This is a genomic window from Aestuariibius sp. HNIBRBA575, from assembly GCF_040932005.1.
In the GTDB taxonomy this organism is placed as follows: Bacteria; Pseudomonadota; Alphaproteobacteria; order Rhodobacterales; family Rhodobacteraceae; genus CANLNM01.
Genome location: NZ_CP162414.1, coordinates 157973 through 175406 on the forward strand (window position 1 = coordinate 157973; position 17434 = coordinate 175406).

Genomic DNA, 17434 nt, shown 5'->3' on the forward strand with positions numbered 1-17434 from the left:
GGATAGCTAACATGGCTATGACGACACCGGCAACGCGGCCGGCAAATCCGCGTTTTTCTTCTGGCCCCTGTGCCAAACCCCCCACATGGACTCCTGCTGTACTTGCTGATGCACCGCTTGGTCGCTCGCATCGTGCCGCAATTGGCAAAGCCAAGCTGAAAGACGCGATCGAAACGACGCGCGACATTCTGGGCGTCCCCGCAGATTACAAAATCGGCATCGTTCCGGCATCTGATACGGGTGCTGTTGAAATGGCGCTGTGGTCTTTGCTGGGCGAACGCCCCGTGCAAATGGTCGCATGGGAAAGCTTTGGATCGGGCTGGGTCACGGATGTGGTCAAACAGCTGAAAATCGAAGCGACCGAACACAAAGCTGGTTATGGCGAAATCGTCGATATGGCGGCGTTGAACTACGACAACGATGTTGTCTTCACATGGAACGGCACCACGTCCGGCGTGAAAATGGCCAATGGCGACATGATCCCAGCGGATCGCGCCGGGCTGACGATTTGTGATGCAACTTCGGCTGTATTTGCGATGGATATGCCTTGGGACAAACTGGATGTGACCACGTTCAGCTGGCAAAAAGTCATGGGTGGCGAAGCGGCCCACGGCATGCTGATCCTCAGCCCGCGTGCGGTTGAACGGCTAGAAAGCTACACCCCTGCTTGGCCGTTGCCAAAAATTTTCCGCATGACCAAAGGCGGCAAATTGATCGACGGTATTTTCACCGGTGCGACGATCAACACACCATCGATGCTCTGCGTCGAAGATTACCTGTTTGCCCTGAACTGGGCCAAATCGGTGGGTGGTCTGGACGGGCTGAAAATGCGGTCCAATGCCAACGCGCAGGCAGTGTGGAATTTCTGCGCCACGCGCAATTGGATTGATAATCTGGCTGTTGATCCGGCGACTCGGTCCAACACTTCGGTGTGTTTGAAATTCACCGATGACCGGATCACAGACGGTGCGACATTTGCCAAAGCCGTTGCAAAACGTCTGGAAAATGAAGGTGTTGCGCTGGATATCGGCGCCTATCGTGACGCGCCTGCTGGTTTGCGGATTTGGTGTGGCGCGACAGTGGAAACCAGCGATATCGAGGCCATGTTGCCTTGGCTCGACTGGGCGTTTCACGCCGAAATCGACGCGCTTTAATTGAGATTTTGAGGAAAGCGATCCGTCGCTTTCCCGCTCATCCCCCTCTTTCTATTAGACAAGGAGCCCCATCATGGCCCCCAAAGTACTTGTATCCGACAAACTGTCTGAAACCGCTGTTCAGATTTTCCGTGACCGTGGCATCGACGTTGATTTCATGCCTGACCTGGGCAAAGACAAAGACAAGCTGGCCGAGGTGATCGGCCAATATGACGGTCTGGCCATCCGGTCTGCGACCAAAGCAACAGCTAAGCTGTTGGAAAGCGCAACAAACCTGAAAGTGATCGGTCGCGCCGGTATTGGCACCGACAATGTCGACAAAGAAGCCGCGTCCAAAAAAGGCGTGATCGTGATGAACACGCCATTTGGCAACATGATCACCACTGCTGAACACGCGATTGCGATGATGTTTGCCGTGGCGCGCCAAATTCCAGAAGCATCCGCATCCACCCATGCCGGAAAATGGGAAAAGTCCAAGTTTATGGGGGTCGAGCTGACCAACAAAACATTGGGTGTGATTGGCGCCGGGAATATCGGTGGGATCGTTTGCGATCGTGCCCGTGGCCTGAAAATGAAGGTTATCGCCTTTGATCCATTCCTGTCGGAAGAAAAAGCCGCGAAAATGGGCGTTGAAAAGGTCGAGCTGGACGAATTGCTGGCCCGCGCCGAATTCATCACGTTGCACGTGCCGCTGACCGACAGCACTCGCAACATCCTGTCGGCTGAAAACTTGGCGAAAACCAAAAAAGGCGTGCGGATCATCAACTGTGCCCGCGGTGGTCTGGTCGACGAAGCCGCCTTGGCAGAATTGCTGAAATCCGGCCATGTGGCTGGTGCAGCCTTTGATGTATTCGCAGAAGAGCCCGCCAAAGAAAACGCATTGTTCAACCTGCCAAACGTGGTCTGCACCCCGCATCTGGGCGCGGCAACAACCGAAGCGCAGGAAAATGTCGCATTGCAAGTGGCCGAACAGATGTCCAACTATCTGTTGACCGGCGCCGTTGAAAACGCGCTGAACATGCCATCCGTGACCGCCGAAGAGGCGAAAATCATGGGGCCTTGGATCAAATTGGCCGATCATTTGGGCGCTTTTGCCGGCCAAATGAGCGAAGATCCCATCACGGCGATCAACATTCTTTATGATGGCTCTGCGGCGGATTTGAACCTGGATGCGTTGAATTGTGCAGTGATTGCCGGGATCATGAAAAAGGCAAACCCAGACGTAAACATGGTGTCTGCGCCAGTGATCGCTAAGGAACGCGGCATTCAGATCAGCACCACAAACCAAGACAAATCCGGTTCTTTTGATGGCTATATCAAAGTCACCGTTGTCACCGAAAAAGTGGAACGTTCCATCGGCGGGACTGTGTTCAGCGACGGCAAGCCACGTTTCATTCAGATCAAAGGCATCAATATCGACGCCGAAGTTGGCGCGCATATGCTGTACACCACCAACGAAGATGTCCCCGGCATCATCGGGACGTTGGGCCAGACAATGGGCGAAAACGACGTGAACATCGCGAACTTTACGCTGGGTCGGTCCGAAGCCAAAGGCGGCGCGATTGCGTTGCTTTACGTGGATGCACCCGTGCCATCCGAAGTGATTGCCAAATTGTGTGACACAGGTTTGTTCCGTCAGGTGAAACCACTGCAATTTGACGTCAGCTAATCGACGATAAAATTCGAATTTGGTATCGCCGTCCAATTTGGGCGGCGTTACTGTTTAAACGGGTAGAAAAGGAACATTTGATGTCGCTCTATGCAATCGGAGATATCCACGGCCATTTGGATAAACTCACCCGTGCTGTTGATTTGATCGAACGCGACGGCGGCCCGGATGCTGAAATTGTTTTTGTTGGGGATTACACAGATCGCGGCCCCCAAAGTCGCGAAGTCATCGACTTTTTGATCGAGGCCCGCAGCGCTGGGCGCAAATGGACGTTCCTAAAGGGCAATCACGACCGGGCGTTTCAATATTTTATGCAGCCCGTACCACGGTTCGATCCGCATATGTTGGTAGGGATGGATTGGCTGCATGATCGTATTGGTGGGAAAACCACATTGCGATCCTATGGTGTCGAAATTGATGAACGTTCCCGCTACGAAGAGGTTCTGAAACAGGCTCATGAATTGGTTCCCCAATCACATCTGAATTTTCTGGATCAGACCACAATGATGCATCGCCAAGGTGATTGCGTGTTTGTGCATGCCGGTATTCGTCCGGGCATTCCGCTGGGCGCGCAGGCAGAAAACGATCTGCTCTGGATCCGAGAGCCGTTTTTGTCCAATACGGACGATCACGGCCCGTTGATTGTGCATGGCCACACCGCGTTAAAGCACCCACAGCACTACGGTAATCGCATCAACTTGGATGGCGGGGCCGCCTATGGTGAAATGTTGCATCCGGCCGTGTTTGAGGGCCGCGATTGTTGGCTACTGACGGATGGGGGCCGCGTGCCGCTCACTCGCGTCTGATCACGCCGGTGATGGCGGCTGCAACCAGTGCTGTGATCACCCATCCGATCCCTTTGGCAAACCAACGCAGCCACCACCCTGTGCGCCCCCAATCGGATCGGGACGTGGATGGTGCCCATGCGCTTTCTTGGCCCAGTGATACCAATGGAACCACCAGATCGGTGGCATAGGCCCATGGGCTAAAGGTTTCCCAATCTTGCCCTGCTTGACCGATTGCGGACCAATATTGCGCCGGATTGTCAGAATGTGTTTGGGTCGCGCTGACCCAGTCATCTGAGACCAAAATCGGGGCGGCATTTGGGGTCATATCCCCGGCTTTCCATGTCTGGTCGAAAAACCATGCCAAGCCGATAATCAACAAAATCGCCATGATCAGGGACCGCCCCGGATGATAGCCATACCCGACCATGATCCGCAGGAAAAAGTCCCACAGGCCCGACGTCGCCCAGCGTAGGGACTGACCTTCTTCGGTTAACAACATGGCGCGATTTGATTGGCGTAAAATCTGTTCTTTGCGGATCAAAACCGCATTGACGTCATCCTGATGTCCCAATCCGCGCAATACATGCGCCAATTGTTCATAAGGTTGCGCCGTAAACGGCGTGTCCGCAGGGCGTCGTTCCAGCCATGCCAACCGTGCGGCAATGTCGGTATCTGCGTGGCGTGAAAAATCACCATAACGAAACCCATCCAGCCGGATCGGGTAATTGGCGCCGGGCCCGTTTGGTTCATCCCGAAATCGTGCTACGCTGGCCCCGGCAAGGTTCACGATCCCCTGTCCAATCTGATTTTCGGCCAAATACAAAATCCCGCCAATCCGCGCGCGTCCAACCGATAGGGCCATGTCACGACCGTGTTCCTCTGTCGCGCCAAACACGCCGCCCAGAATGTCGTCGTTTAGACTGATGGCGGTGTTGGACACAAACATGTCATGCCCCACAACCGCCGAGGCAAAGAAAATCGTGCCACGTGTGGTGAGCGTGGTAATGCCTTCGGAATAAACGTAATTTCCAAGGAACAAAGACCCGTCAACATGCAGCGACGGGGCAAAAATGGCGTCTTGGCCTGTGCTTTGGATCGTGGCGTCGCAGATTTGCAAATCCCCGCTGATGCGCGCACCTGCCAGACTGATTTCACCTTCGCAATGGATGCCCCCGCGCAGATAAACCGATCCGCTAAACCGGGTGTTATCAGCCGACAAACCATGCAGCAGCGACCCGGAAATATGCAGCCCCCGCAGCGCTGCATTCACAAGGTTGACCGGTTCCGCCAGTACGCAATCGCGCAATGTGATGTCGCGCGCGCAGTCGCAGCCCTGCAGGTCCAGCCGTCCACTGATCCAAGCCCCCCGCAACCGCAAGCCTTTGGAATGCAGGCCCGATGTGTCGTTCAGCAACACATATCGCACCATTTCCGCACGAATTTCTGTTTCAGGGCTGGCGTGATCCGGGCGATCCCCTGCACCTAGAACGATCCGCTCTGGGTTCTGGCATTCAGCTAAAAACCGTTCTTCGGCAGGGGTTTGTGGGGAATATGGAACTGTCATGCGGCAAAGCTGTCATGATAGGCCAAAGCTGGCAAGCGCGGATGTTAGATCATTGTGATCCCAGACCCATCTGTGATCCGGCCAATTATGACCGCGGGATACCCTGCTGCGATCAGGTTTTTTAGGGTTGTCTCTGCGGTTTCCTCGGGAATGGCGGCCAGCAATCCGCCCGCCGTTTGGGGATCAAACAGCAGGTCCGTCATCGCCCCATCAGGCAGCTCTGGTACCAGATGTTTGTTGTCGCGATACAGCGTCGAGCGAACCCCAGAATTGGTCAGCTCTAATGCGCCTTGCATCACGGGGACAGCGTCCATGTTGATCACCGCGCCGCAATTTGATGCGGTGCAGATATTGTCCAAATGACCGGCCAGGCCAAAACCTGTCACATCCGTCATGGCATTGGCATGGGCCAAAATTTGTGACGCTGTGGCCTGGGATTGGGTCATCACGTCATAACAAGCCGCGATATCAGCGCCTTTTGCCAACCCGGCCATTTCTGCGGCCAACAATGTGCCGGACCCGATGGGTTTGGTCAGGATCAAAACGTCCCGCACCCGTGCATTGGCCAATGTTATGAGGGGCTGTTCGCATAGGCCGGTGATGGAAAATCCGATGGTCATTTCGGCACCCATACTGGAATGACCCCCAATGATTTCCGCCCCGGCGGATTGGAAAACCTGACCAGATGTCGCCATGATTTCATCCATCATGCGGGCCTGAAGCGTCGCGGACATATGCGGTAGGATTATCTGCGCCAACGCAGCTTGGGGGGCGGCCCCCATCGCCCAGATATCCCCCAAGGCGTGATTGGCAGCTATTTGGGCCATCAGGACCGGGTCGTCGGTGATCGCGCGCAAATGATCGGTGGTGATCACCTGTTGCTGGCCGCCTATTCGCAACACAGCGCTGTCATCCCCGGCCCGATGGTCGATATCGTTTCGAAATCGCGGCAGGGTGTTCAGGGCGTGTGTCAATGCATCCCGGCCGACCTTGGCCCCGCACCCGCCACACAGGGGTTTGTCGATCGCGAGGTCCCTAACCCCATCAGTCACAGTGCGCGCAACAGCGGTGGGTTTTTGAAAAGGAAGTTGGCGAAATTGATCCATAAACTTTTGATCAATATGGTTTTTCCATTTCCACAACAGCCTGCCTTTGCGGGCGCGACCCAGCTTTTCTGCCATGGCGACTTTGCCCCCCAAGGACACAAGTTTGAGGTAATCCTTTTGGGGTTTATAGGGAATTGGCGTGCCGCCAGATAAAACCGCGCGGAGGTTTTCAAACAAAATGGGCGCCTGACGCACGGCAAACACCCCGGCCTTGGGGCGCGGCGACATGGTCAAATGGGCGCAATCCCCAACAGCGAAAATGGCTGGGTCTGAGCTTTGCAATGTCGGCGACACGTTGACAAAGCCGTCCTGCAGGGCAAGCCCGGTTTTTTCGAGCCATTTATGGGGCATCGCCCCCGCCGCACCGGTGATAAAATCAGCGAACAGCGTTGTACCGTCGTCAAAATGAATGTGTTGTGGGTCAATCGCTGAAATGGCAGAATTTGCGTGTGTATTAACGCCAGCATTTTCTAAGGCGTCCAGCAGCATTTGCCGTGTATCGGTTTGAAATTCTTTCAGAATTTCCCCTCGATCGATCAAATGAACGCGACCCTCTTTGTTGAGAACACGCAAAGCATGGGCCATCGCCATTGCCAGCTCTGCGCCCGCAACCCCACCCCCAATGACAGCAACAGAGGCGTCCTTGACGTGTGTGCGATAGGCATCCCATTTTGCCGCAAATGGCCCCAAAGGCTTGGCGGGCACCGCAGCGTCGCTGAAACCCGGCAGCCGGGGCATGGCAGAGGTTATTCCAATGTCGATAGAGGCAATGTCATAGGCAATCGGTGGACGCCCCGCTACGTGGATCAGCCGCGCTTTGGTGTCGATATCATCAACGGCCCCGATGATGAGTCTGGCCCCGGAAAACCGCGCCAATTTGATCAGGTCAATGTCCAGCTGATCCCGTTCATAATGCCCCGCCACAAAGCCGGGTAACATGCCGGAATACGGCGCGGTTGGATCAGGGTTGATCACGGTGACACGTGTTCCCGGCAGCGGACGCATTCCCCATTTTCGCAGGATCAATGCATGTGTATGGCCGCCGCCAATCAACACAAGTTCACGGGTCAGGGGGATGCTGGATTTGTTCATACTGCCAGCCTAAGCGACATATGCAGCATTTGCCATGTGCGGGATGATCACGGTGTCGTGGTTGGACGATTGTGGCCGCAGATCAGTGATCATATCCCGTCATTTCCAAATATCCGACCCCAGTATGGGTGCCTGTAATCCGAACTGGCCCTTCCCAATAGGGGATGGATGTGGCCATCCATGCATCAGGGTTAACCGCACTAATCGTGGTGTCCACACCGTGATCCGGCACCAAAACCTGCCAAGTGACAGGAACGGTATGGCCGCTGACTTGGTGGGATTGCTGCGGGGTCACCTCAACGGCGCCATGTGGCAATGGCGTGGCGTTTCCATCCGCAGTGATCCACGTCCCAGACGTAAAGGGCGCACCGTCGGTTTGGCGCAATTGAAACGCCATCAATTTGGTTCCATCGTCAAATGACAACGAAAACCAATCCCATCCGGTTTGATCCTGCCCCAAAGGCTGTGATGACCATTCACGATCAAGCCAAGCCTGCCCAGTGACCGGAATGTCCTGATCCAACAGCGAAATCGCCCCGGACAATTCATAAAAGGGCTGCGAATAATAGTAACTCGCCTGACCTTCGGCGGATTTGACAGAATATCCGTCCTGACCCTGAAAAATCAGCGGGCCCGTGGCGGCTAGATCAACGTCATAGTGAAAATCGCGGCCGCCTGCGGTTAGGCTCAGTTGATCAAAACGGTCACCCTGCAACGCCCATTCATCGATCCAGGCCGCAAAGGGCGCAGCCGTCACACCCGCCTGTCCCACACCCCCACGTCCATATCGTTCAGCGACAAAATGTGCGTCGGGTGTCGTGACCGCAGCATGGCCCAGCCAAATCTGCGGATCGGACCATCCTTGTCGCGTTGTGGGTTCTAATGCGGATCTGAACAATGTCCATTGCAGACCATAATCGGTGCCATCCGGCCCGGTCATATTGGCAGTGACATACCACCATTCGATCCGATAATCCGGGTGGGGGCCATGATCGCGAGGGAATGAAAATTCCGGGTTTGGCTGTGGATTGGCAAAGCCATCAACATCAGTGCCCAGCCCTGCGAACCCTTGGGCCAAAGTGGCGCTGGGCCATAGCAAGAAAAACAGGACCTTAGCGTTCATTCGAAAACACCTTTAGCAAATCGCTGGGAGGGGTGCGGGCCAAACGGCGGGCGGGCCATAGCGCGGCCAAACCCGCAGCGACCAAGGAAAACAGCCCCAAACGCGCATAATCCCATGGAAAGAAATATATTGGCAACTTCCACCCAAAGGCGGCCACATTCACGACGCTCAGCAATGCCCATGCCAGTGTTAACCCCAGCGGTAGCGCAAAGAGGGCGGTCATAACGGCCAATAACATCGCGCGGATCAGCTCTAGCCGTCCGAGCTGGCCGCGGGTTAGTCCCAGCGCCCAGACCGGTGCCAATTGGGGCAAACGCATCCCGGCCAAGGTCAGCAGGCTCATCAAAATGGCAAAGGCAGCCACAGCCAAGGTCAGCACGTTGAGCGCCCCGGTGACCGTAAATGTGCGTTCAAAAACCTTTAGGGAAAAATCCTTGATCCCGGCTTGATCGATCATGTTGGTGTCAGCCAGCCCCGCATCACGTAAGGTTTGCATCAGGTCCGGCACATTTTCCGGGGGCAACCGCAACCCAAGCCTTGTGACGCGCACATTCGGGTAATGCGCCTCAAAGAGCGGCTCTGCGATCACGGCTTGGCCGATTGGGTTGCCGTAATCGCCATAAATTCCAACAATCGGCAGAGACAGATCCGCACCCAGCGCAATGACATCCCCCAGTTTCAGTCCACCGCGACGCGACATTTGCTCATTTACAACAACACCTTGGCCTGAAAAGACCTGTTGCCAGGGATCGGCATTGGCCTGCAAAAACGTCCAATTCTGCGCATACGATTCATGCGCACGCGCGCCGTAAAGCTGGCTAGGCAATGCGGCGATATCGACCTCAGTGCGCAAGATCGGCAGGATTGCATCCACATGTGGCTCGACAATCGATAGCAACTGTTCGGCATGATCCGCATCATCCCCATAGACGTATAATTCTGACGTCAGCCTTTGATCCAGAAACCCAACAAATGTCAGCCGAAACGAAGACACCATCGTCGATACACCCACATTTGCCGCCATGGCCAATAACAACGCCATCAATGCAAGCGATAAACCGGGCAATTGTTGCCGACTATCGGCCCAGAACCATTGCGGAATCACGTTTTTGGACAGGCGCGCGCCCAGCGACAAGGCGCAGGATAAAACAATCGGCAACGCCAGCGCGGCCCCCAGCAACAGCGCCCCCAGCATGGCAAATCCAGCGACCAATCCAATGCTGAGCTGGCTGAGGATCGCAGCGATGGCCAACAGGGATAACGCGCCAACGATTTGGAACGATTTGGCGCTGTTTTGGTGCATGCTCCAGGCGCGGGGCCGGGCTGAGGCCAGCAATGGCATTTGGGCGATTTGCCATAATGCCTTGGCCGAAGCCAGCCCGGCACCCCCCAAGGCAATCCCCATCCCTGACAGCCACCAGCTGGGACGCAGGGCCAATGTGCCTGACACCGTCGCCCCATATAGACCCTGCAATGTGGCCGCTACATCCGGCAATAATGCCGCGGCGATTGCGTATCCCAACGCCACCCCAAACACCCCGCCGATCAGCGCAAAACAAGTGATTTCAAACATCAACAGCCCGATGAGCCTGCGCAGCGGAATGCCAAGCGCGCGCAACGTTCGGATCAAGCTGCGCCGTTGTTCAAAGGCCAACCCAATCGCGCCATGAACGATGAAAATGCCCACTGCAAATGCCAGCAGCCCAAAGGCCGTCAGGTTCAGATGAAACGATTCCGTCAGCCGCGCGATATCGGACCCTGTCTGGACCTCTTGGATCGAAAGATCTGGGGTGATGGTCTGTAAATCCGGCTGCTTCATTGGCTGATCTGGATGCAGCAAAAGGCGGCTAACTGCGTTCGGTTGGTTTAGCAGAATTTGGGCGGTGCCAATATCGGTGATCACCGTTCCGGGGGCCATGTTTTCATCTATGATCATGTGAAATTGCGGCAGATCGATTTGTTCCAGCGCCGCCATGGTGCCAAACAAAATCCCCTGTCCGGTGATAAACCCCTGCAAATCCGGGCCTTGGTCCATATCAACGGGGCCCAGACCGCCGGGCGACGTCACCGGGTCCAGCCCCACCAATCGCACATTATTGAGCCGACCGTCCAATACCGGGCTGACCAGCCACCCTGATCGACGCAGCGCGATGTAATCTGACTGGCGGATCACATCACCATCGCGCGGCAATATCTGTCTAAACTCAGCTTCTCCCAATGTGGCTGCGGCGGAATCATAGCTGGCTCTGGCTTCGGAATTGACGGCCTGCACACCCGACCACAAAGCCGTGGCCAATGTTAATCCGGCAAGAAGTGTGAACAATTGCAATCGGTTACGTTGCCAATGGGACATCAGCGCAAGCAATCCATAACGTGTCATGCGATTTGACCCCGTCGCAGATGCAGGCGACGTTCCATTTGCGCAGCGACCCGTTCGGAATGGGTGACCATCAACAGGGACGCGCCGCTTTCTTTCAGAAGTTCAAGCATCAATCCCAACACATCATCCGTAGTGGTTTCATCCAGATTGCCGGTTGGTTCATCGGCCAGAATAAGGCCCGGCTTGGCCGCCAAAGTACGGGCAATGGCAACACGTTGCTGTTGGCCGCCGGACAATTGTTCAGGGTATTTATCCATCTGTTCCTGCAGACCCATTTTTGCTGACAAAGCCGCCACAAATTGCGGATCATAGCGATTGGCAAGACGCGCCTGAAACGCAATATTGGCAGATACGGTTAGCGACGGGATTAGGTTAAACTGTTGAAATATAACGCCAACATGCATGCGTCGCATTTCAGACCGTTCAGCGTCACTCATCTGGGTCAACTCTTGGCCTTTTAGGGTGATCGACCCCTGATCAGGTTGATCTAACCCGCCCACCAAATGCAAAAGCGTGCTTTTCCCGCTGCCGGATTCACCGGTCAATGCCAGCGTTTCACCAGCGGTCATTTGCAGGGAAATCCCATCCAGAACTTTGATGGGACCTGTGGGGCCGTCAAACGATTTAAAGAGATCACGCACAACCAAAAGCATATGTTCACCCAAAGCGCCGCCGTTTTGGCGGGCTCATTCCTTGTCTTGATGTTCCATTTCGGTTTCAACAACAGCGGATTTTTGTGCACTGCGTTCTGGCCGTCGCACCATCATAAATGGCCCATACCAGCCTCTGATCCGGCGAAAATGCCATCGCCCTTCGATCCGACTTAGGGCACGGTTGACCATCCCATCATAAAACGGTGAATCATCTTCATCAAAGTCGGTATATGTCTTTAGAAAACTGACCTCTAACCCATCGCGGCTGCCGGAAATGGCAGACAAAAGATCCCCGTTAATGTCGGATCGAAACGTGTTGGGTTCCATGATTTCGCCCGTAACCAAACCAGCCGTTTCCTGCAATACGGCCTCAAATACAACGCGCGGGGCGGCGGCATTTGTGTAGCCGAAATAGCCGGACCAACGCCCTGTTAGGCTGGTGTATTGGCGATCCACGGGGTCAGCCTCGTCTTAGGGTGTCGCCAAATTCAATTTTTGGACTGAGCTCAATCAAGACCGGTTCGTCGCTTGCATTGTCTTCTTGGCGGGCGGCAATGATTTCGGCGGCTTTTTGGCCAATTTCGCGTCGACAGGCATCCATTGTTGCCAATTTGCGCGGCAGCCCTTGCAGCAATTCGACACCGTTAAACCCAGCAAGCCCGATTTGCCCCGGAATATCGATGCCTTTTTCCAGCAGATACAGCAGGCCGCCAGCGCCGATCATGTCATTGGAAAAATACAGAAAATCGATATCTGGCGTGCGGTTAAGCATGGCTTCGGTCATCTCGCGCCCTTTGGCCAATGCCGACCCGCCGGAATAAAATTCTTGATCCGCGATTTCGACGCCCTCTTTGCCCAGCGTGCGGGTGAAACCTTCGAACCGTTTGCGGGCCCGGTGATCAAGCGGCATTTTGGTTCCCAAAAACCCGATCCGCCGAAACCCTGCTGCCAGGATCTCTTCGGCCATTTTGCGGCCCGCGCGTCGGTGAGAAATCCCAACACATGTGTCGATCGGATCACCATCGACATCCATGATTTCAACCACAGGAATGCCCGCCTGTGACAGCATCGCACGTGATGCATCCGAATGTTCAAGCCCCGCAATGATCACCCCGGATGGACGCCATGACAGCATTTCAAACAGGACTTTCTCTTCTTTTTCGGGGCTATAATCGGTCACCCCGACAACGGGCTGCAATTCGGTGTCATCCAACGTTTCGGAAATCCCAGCCAGTACTTCGGGGAAAACCATATTGCCCAATGAGGGGATGATCACCGCTACCAGATTGACCCGCTGCGACGCCAATGCGCCCGCGATTTTGTTGGGCACATATCCAAGCGTTTTTGCAGCGGTTTGGACCCGTTTGCGGGTGGCTTCGCTTACGTCGCCTTTGTTGCGCAACACGCGGCTGACCGTCATTTCACTAACGCCAGAGGCTTCGGATACATCACGCAATGTCAGCGGCCGTTTCGGTGGTTTTGTCACGATAGAAGCATCCTGATTTGGTCCTTTGTAAAAATGTTACCTCTATCAGTGACCCGTGTCCAAGCTGAATGCTACCATGTGCCGCTCTGGGGGCTTAATTTGACGTAGAAAGACGTGGTCTTGGTGGGTTTCACGACAGGCACACGCCTTTTGCGGGATTTGCATCGGATCAGTGCTGCGCTAGTATTGTCCATCGCGCCTTAACGCGACCTTAAAACAAAGCGAGCGATGTGTTCCCTGAAAATGACCATGACATGAATGACTTAGCGCGACATGTGTCCCAGAAACTGGGCGATGTTCTGGACCTGTCCAGCCTCAGTGCGATCCCCGTTGGCGCCTTTAAAACGGTGGTGGCGGACGCAACGATGCCATTTCAGATCAAAGGCAAACACGCAAAAGACGACGTTGTGCTGCTTGTGTCAAATTCAGACTTTGATGGGGTGGTTGAGGATGACATCGCCATGGCCCAATCGGTGCGCGACATTGTGGACGGGGAAACAGGCGCGCAAATCGTTCGCCCCAAACTGAGCGGTAAGTGGGGAACGCAATCATATGCCGTATTTGAGCGGCATCATGCATTTTCACAAAATAGGGCGCTGGCGACGTTTCAAAAGGTGATGATCGCTCCGGTTTTGCGCGATTGGTGTGCTCAGCTCGCCTTGCAAACCAAACAGCATTGGGCCGACGATGACGCCTATGATCGTAGGTTTCGGGCCCCATTACGCCATTTGGTACAAGATCACGATTGCCCCAGCGCCCTCAGGCGTTTTGCCGAAAACCGTCTTGCAAATACGCGTACGGATCAATGGACCTGCATAGAGCATGGCGATTTATGGCTCGGAAATGTTTTGCTCACTCGGAAATTTCCTAACCCTTTTGCACCTTCTGATTTCAACATCAGAGTGATCGACTGGCGCGGTGCCAATGTTCAGGGTTACCCCGGCGCGGATATCGTCCGGTTTGTCAGGTCGCTTTGTGGGCGACCGGGGCGGCTCAGGTCCAAATGGGTGGGGCAAATATTGGGTCAATATCGCGCGACCTTGGAAATGACACCGACCGACATGGCGGAAAATGTTGCGCTCAGCCTTGGGGTGCTTGGCCAGGACTTGGGTTGTTTCCCGCGTGATCGATATTGTGACATGCGCCGAGATACGACAGGTTTTCTAAGATCCCAAGGCATGTTGGGTGACATCTGACGAAATTCAAAACATCGAAATTGAACGCGATCGGTCTGTGAGGCCGACCGTTTCGCAGCAAAATGGTTTTGCCCCCTAAATTCAGCCCTTTGCAATAGCGGCACGATCCCACATAAATCAAACCGATGGCCCCGTGGCTCAACTGGATAGAGCAGCCCCCTCCTAAGGGGCAGGTTGCAGGTTCGAATCCTGCCGGGGTCACCAAAAACACTTGAAAAATATGGCTTATTTACAGGGCGTTGTGCAAGAGCGTGCAGAAAGTCCCGTGAGCTTTCGTGCCGAATTCTGCTGAAACGGCAGAAATCTCGTACAAAACCTGTACAAAATTCGCACGTACTTGCGCACTTTGGGGCCTTCCGATGAGCTGGCGGGTTGCGAACACATGCGCGGAACGGAAGTTTGGTAGCGCAACGCGCAAGCAGATCATCATGTTCTTGGCGGATAAGGCGAGTGATGATGGCTCAGGCATCTGGTGTTCCAAGGGAACGATTCAGCGGCACACCGAACTTGGGGAGACCACCGTCAAGCGAACCGTGCGCGCGTTCCTGAAAGAAGGCATACTGGTCGAGACCGGCGCGCGAACCTGCAAGAACGGATTCACGGTCGTTTACCGGATCGATCTGACCAAAGTCGAGGCGCTGGAACCCACGCTTGAACCCGAGATTGAGACGGGGTCCACAGTGGCCCCCGTCCAGACAGGACCCGGTACGGGGGCCACTGTGGCCGGGGTACCGGGGCCACCACGGCCCCCAAACCATCCTAAAACCATCCAAAAACCACCTACGCGCAGGCGTGAGGCGGCGGCGGATGAAGAAGCTGAGAAGATTCTGGCAGCATATCCGCCCGACCGATTGCGGGGCAAAGCGGCATGCCTTGCCCAGATCGAAGAGGCCATGAAGGAAGGGATCGCACCGGAGGAATTGCTGCAAGCCGTCCAAGCCTACGGCACCGACAGCGCAGGCTTCACCCGCTCCAAGGTCTGTTTTTCCGACAACTGGTTTCAGTCGCGGCGCTGGCAGGCCTATGTCGAGAAGCAGGCTGAAGATCGGGAGAGGGCGGCGGCGCTCGAAGCCAACCATCATCAGCGGCTGGCCTGCTGGATCAGTGATCGCAGCCCGATGTGCAAACACATCACGGCCAAACAGATCGACGGATTGCTCGCCTCAAATCTGGTGACAGAGGCCCAAATCCAAGCCGCAGGCCTCAGATCATGACTGCCACCGATCCCACCGAAGCGCAAACAGCAAGGCGACCCATGTCATACGCTGGCGCTGCTGACACGGGACCTTGCGAGGGGCGGCACGCCTCCCCTTCGAACCCCACCGGCGCGGGAAAAGCCCGCACCAAAGAGCCGCTGACCGAGACTTTCGTCTTTCGGTGCAGCGCCGCAGAGAAGGCCCAGTTGCGTGCCAAGGCCGAGGCCGCTGGCCTGCCTGCCGCGACCCTGCTGCGCGAGGCACTAGGTCTGACCGAGGCCCGCCGTCGCAAGCCCATCCCCCGCGTCGATCCGGCGCTCGTGTTGGCCGTTGGGCGCATCGGCGGCAATCTCAACCAGATCGCCCGCTGGCTGAACCGCGCGATGCTGGCGGGCCGCGTCGACCTCGACGCGCTCACTGTCGCCCGCCGCTTGCTGACCATCGAGCGCCAGCTTGCCCAGATCGTCGAGGCCGCCCGCCGATGCTGATCAAGTTCTTCCGCAACGGCAAAGGCGCGGGGGCTGGTCCGGTCGGCTACCTCGTCGCGGACAAGGTGCTCGCATACGACGTCAACCGCGACCTGATCCGCGATGCTGACGGCCAGCCGATGACCGTGACGCGGGAGCCCTTGCCCGAGGTCCTGCGCGGCAATCCCGACCGCACCGAAGCGCTGATCGACGCCAGCCGCCACCAATGGACTTACCGCGCTGGCGTGATCAGCTTTGCCGCCACCGACGCCCCGACCGAGGAACAGCAGGCCGAGGTCATGGACGGTTTCGAGCAGCTGGCCTTTGCGGGGCTGGACCCGACGCAATATGACATGCTTTGGGTCCGACATACCCACGAAGACCGTGTCGAGCTTCACTTCTGTACACCGCGCTTGGAGCTGACCTCGGGGAGAAGCCTGAACATCGCGCCGCCCGGCTATCAGAACGCGTTCGATTCCTTGCGCGACGTAATGAACCAGCGCCACGGTTGGGCTGATCCGATGGAGCTGGAACGGGGCCAAGAGGTCCGCGACACCATCGAGACCCCGACCCGCGCCCAAGGCCGCGATGAGCTGCATGCATGGCTACAAGACCAGATCAGCGTCGGCCTGATTACTGACCGCGGCAGCATGCTCGACGCCCTCGTCGATGCTGGCTTCGACATTCCCCGTGCGGGCAAAGCCTACCTGACCGCCCAAGACCCCGACACTGGCGAGCGCTGGCGTTTGAAAGGAGAGATTTTCCATGAAGACTGGCAAGCCGACACGGCTGAGCGAGAAGTTGAACGCGGAATTGGACACGATCCGGCAGGGCTACGCCGCCTCGATGGCATCCCAGCTGGAGAGCTTCAGGACCGATTTGAACAGCATTGCGACCATCGCGCATCGTACAATCGAGAGCAATACCCGCACCTTTCTGCGACAGTACAAGAGCTGGCTGACGATCTCGCCCTGGCTGATCACGGGGACATTCTTGGCGGGGATCGTCTCGATGATGGCCGCGAGCTTGCTCTGGACGCTGATGCTGGCCAGCTCGGAGATGACGGACTTGGGCCTGACGCGGATCGACAGGGAGGACGGGACCTGGCTGGTGCTGGACCCGACCAAGACGCGCCTGAGGACCTGCACGCTGGGCGGCAGATCAGTGACCTGCATCAAGATCGAGGAGGATTAGATGATGACACCCCTGACAGCCTTGGAACGCGACTTGCTCGCCTGCGTCGAACGGTTGGTGACGGCCTGCGAGGTCTCAGCAAAGGAATTGAGCGGGTTAGACGAGCGCTCGACGACGAGGATGCAGAACCAGATGGATGGATTGGCCGCCTGCGTGTCGGTGCTCATTCAATCGCAAGTGGCGTCCGTGGCTGCGTTGCACGGCTTGCTGAACGAGGGATCGAACTACGGGAGGCTGCGCACGCAACTCGAGACCAGCTTGAAATTAGTGAAAGCCGCCGAAGAGAGGTTGAGACAGAGCTAGAAGAACGGGAGGTCGAGATGGACCGAGGGATGACGCATTGATTCTAAAAGCTAGTAGTGCCTT

At 56.1% G+C, this 17434-nt stretch carries 14 protein-coding genes and 1 tRNA gene; 8 read left to right on the forward strand and 7 right to left on the reverse strand.

Features of this window, described 5'->3' with window-relative positions:
- The first annotated feature begins 11 nt into the window (after positions 1-11).
- The 3 genes from AB1F12_RS00820 (at position 12) to AB1F12_RS00830 (ending at position 3629) form a co-directional block, all read left to right on the forward strand.
- Complete coding sequence (locus tag AB1F12_RS00820; RefSeq protein WP_368185848.1) at positions 12-1154, forward strand: phosphoserine transaminase; 1143 nt, start codon at positions 12-14, stop codon at positions 1152-1154.
- A 73-nt stretch (positions 1155-1227) separates the two neighbouring features.
- The gene (serA, locus tag AB1F12_RS00825) at positions 1228-2823 is read left to right on the forward strand and encodes a phosphoglycerate dehydrogenase (protein ID WP_368185849.1); all 1596 of its coding nucleotides are present in this window, start codon (positions 1228-1230) and stop codon (positions 2821-2823) included.
- An 80-nt stretch (positions 2824-2903) separates the two neighbouring features.
- Positions 2904-3629, forward strand: coding sequence for a metallophosphoesterase (locus AB1F12_RS00830; protein ID WP_368185851.1), 726 nt, complete (start codon positions 2904-2906; stop codon positions 3627-3629).
- On the opposite strand, the gene AB1F12_RS00835 is transcribed toward AB1F12_RS00830, so the two are convergent.
- The 7 genes from AB1F12_RS00835 to AB1F12_RS00865 form a co-directional block, all read right to left on the reverse strand.
- A complete protein-coding gene (locus AB1F12_RS00835; protein ID WP_368185852.1) occupies positions 3616-5175 on the reverse strand; it encodes a hypothetical protein in 1560 nt (519 codons plus the stop codon). The two genes, AB1F12_RS00830 and AB1F12_RS00835, sit on opposite strands and share 14 nt — an antisense overlap.
- A gap of 44 nt (positions 5176-5219) precedes the next feature.
- The gene (gene selD / locus AB1F12_RS00840; protein ID WP_368185854.1) at positions 5220-7373 is read right to left on the reverse strand and encodes a selenide, water dikinase SelD; all 2154 of its coding nucleotides are present in this window, start codon (positions 7371-7373) and stop codon (positions 5220-5222) included.
- A gap of 82 nt (positions 7374-7455) precedes the next feature.
- On the reverse strand, positions 7456-8496 hold the full coding sequence (locus AB1F12_RS00845; protein WP_368185857.1) for a lipocalin-like domain-containing protein: 1041 nt from the start codon (positions 8494-8496) through the stop codon (positions 7456-7458).
- Positions 8486-10876, reverse strand: a complete 2391-nt coding sequence (locus AB1F12_RS00850; protein WP_368185859.1) for an ABC transporter permease — start codon at positions 10874-10876, stop codon at positions 8486-8488. Before AB1F12_RS00850 ends, AB1F12_RS00845 begins: the two co-directional genes overlap by 11 nt.
- Positions 10873-11529: an ABC transporter ATP-binding protein gene (locus AB1F12_RS00855; protein WP_368185861.1), complete on the reverse strand. Its 657-nt coding sequence runs from the start codon at positions 11527-11529 to the stop codon at positions 10873-10875. Before AB1F12_RS00855 ends, AB1F12_RS00850 begins: the two co-directional genes overlap by 4 nt.
- 33 nt (positions 11530-11562) lie before the next feature.
- Entirely contained in the window at positions 11563-11985 is a 423-nt protein-coding gene (locus tag AB1F12_RS00860) for a hypothetical protein (protein ID WP_368185862.1), read from the reverse strand.
- Positions 11986-11989: 4 nt separating this feature from the next.
- Positions 11990-13015, reverse strand: coding sequence for a LacI family DNA-binding transcriptional regulator (locus AB1F12_RS00865; RefSeq protein ID WP_368185864.1), 1026 nt, complete (start codon positions 13013-13015; stop codon positions 11990-11992).
- 254 nt (positions 13016-13269) lie between these two features.
- Between AB1F12_RS00865 and AB1F12_RS00870 the strand changes: the two genes are divergently transcribed.
- From AB1F12_RS00870 to AB1F12_RS00890, 5 genes are all read left to right on the forward strand, one after another.
- Positions 13270-14211, forward strand: a complete 942-nt coding sequence (locus AB1F12_RS00870; RefSeq protein WP_368185866.1) for a hypothetical protein — start codon at positions 13270-13272, stop codon at positions 14209-14211.
- Between the two features lie 127 nt (positions 14212-14338).
- A tRNA-Arg gene (locus tag AB1F12_RS00875) sits at positions 14339-14415 on the forward strand.
- A gap of 155 nt (positions 14416-14570) precedes the next feature.
- Complete coding sequence (locus AB1F12_RS00880) at positions 14571-15425, forward strand: hypothetical protein (RefSeq protein WP_368185868.1); 855 nt, start codon at positions 14571-14573, stop codon at positions 15423-15425.
- Positions 15422-15895, forward strand: a complete 474-nt coding sequence (gene mobC, locus AB1F12_RS00885; RefSeq protein ID WP_368185870.1) for a plasmid mobilization relaxosome protein MobC — start codon at positions 15422-15424, stop codon at positions 15893-15895. Before AB1F12_RS00880 ends, mobC begins: the two co-directional genes overlap by 4 nt.
- Positions 15889-17412, forward strand: a complete 1524-nt coding sequence (locus AB1F12_RS00890) for a relaxase/mobilization nuclease domain-containing protein (RefSeq protein WP_368185872.1) — start codon at positions 15889-15891, stop codon at positions 17410-17412. Before mobC ends, AB1F12_RS00890 begins: the two co-directional genes overlap by 7 nt.
- Positions 17413-17434: the final 22 nt, after the last annotated feature.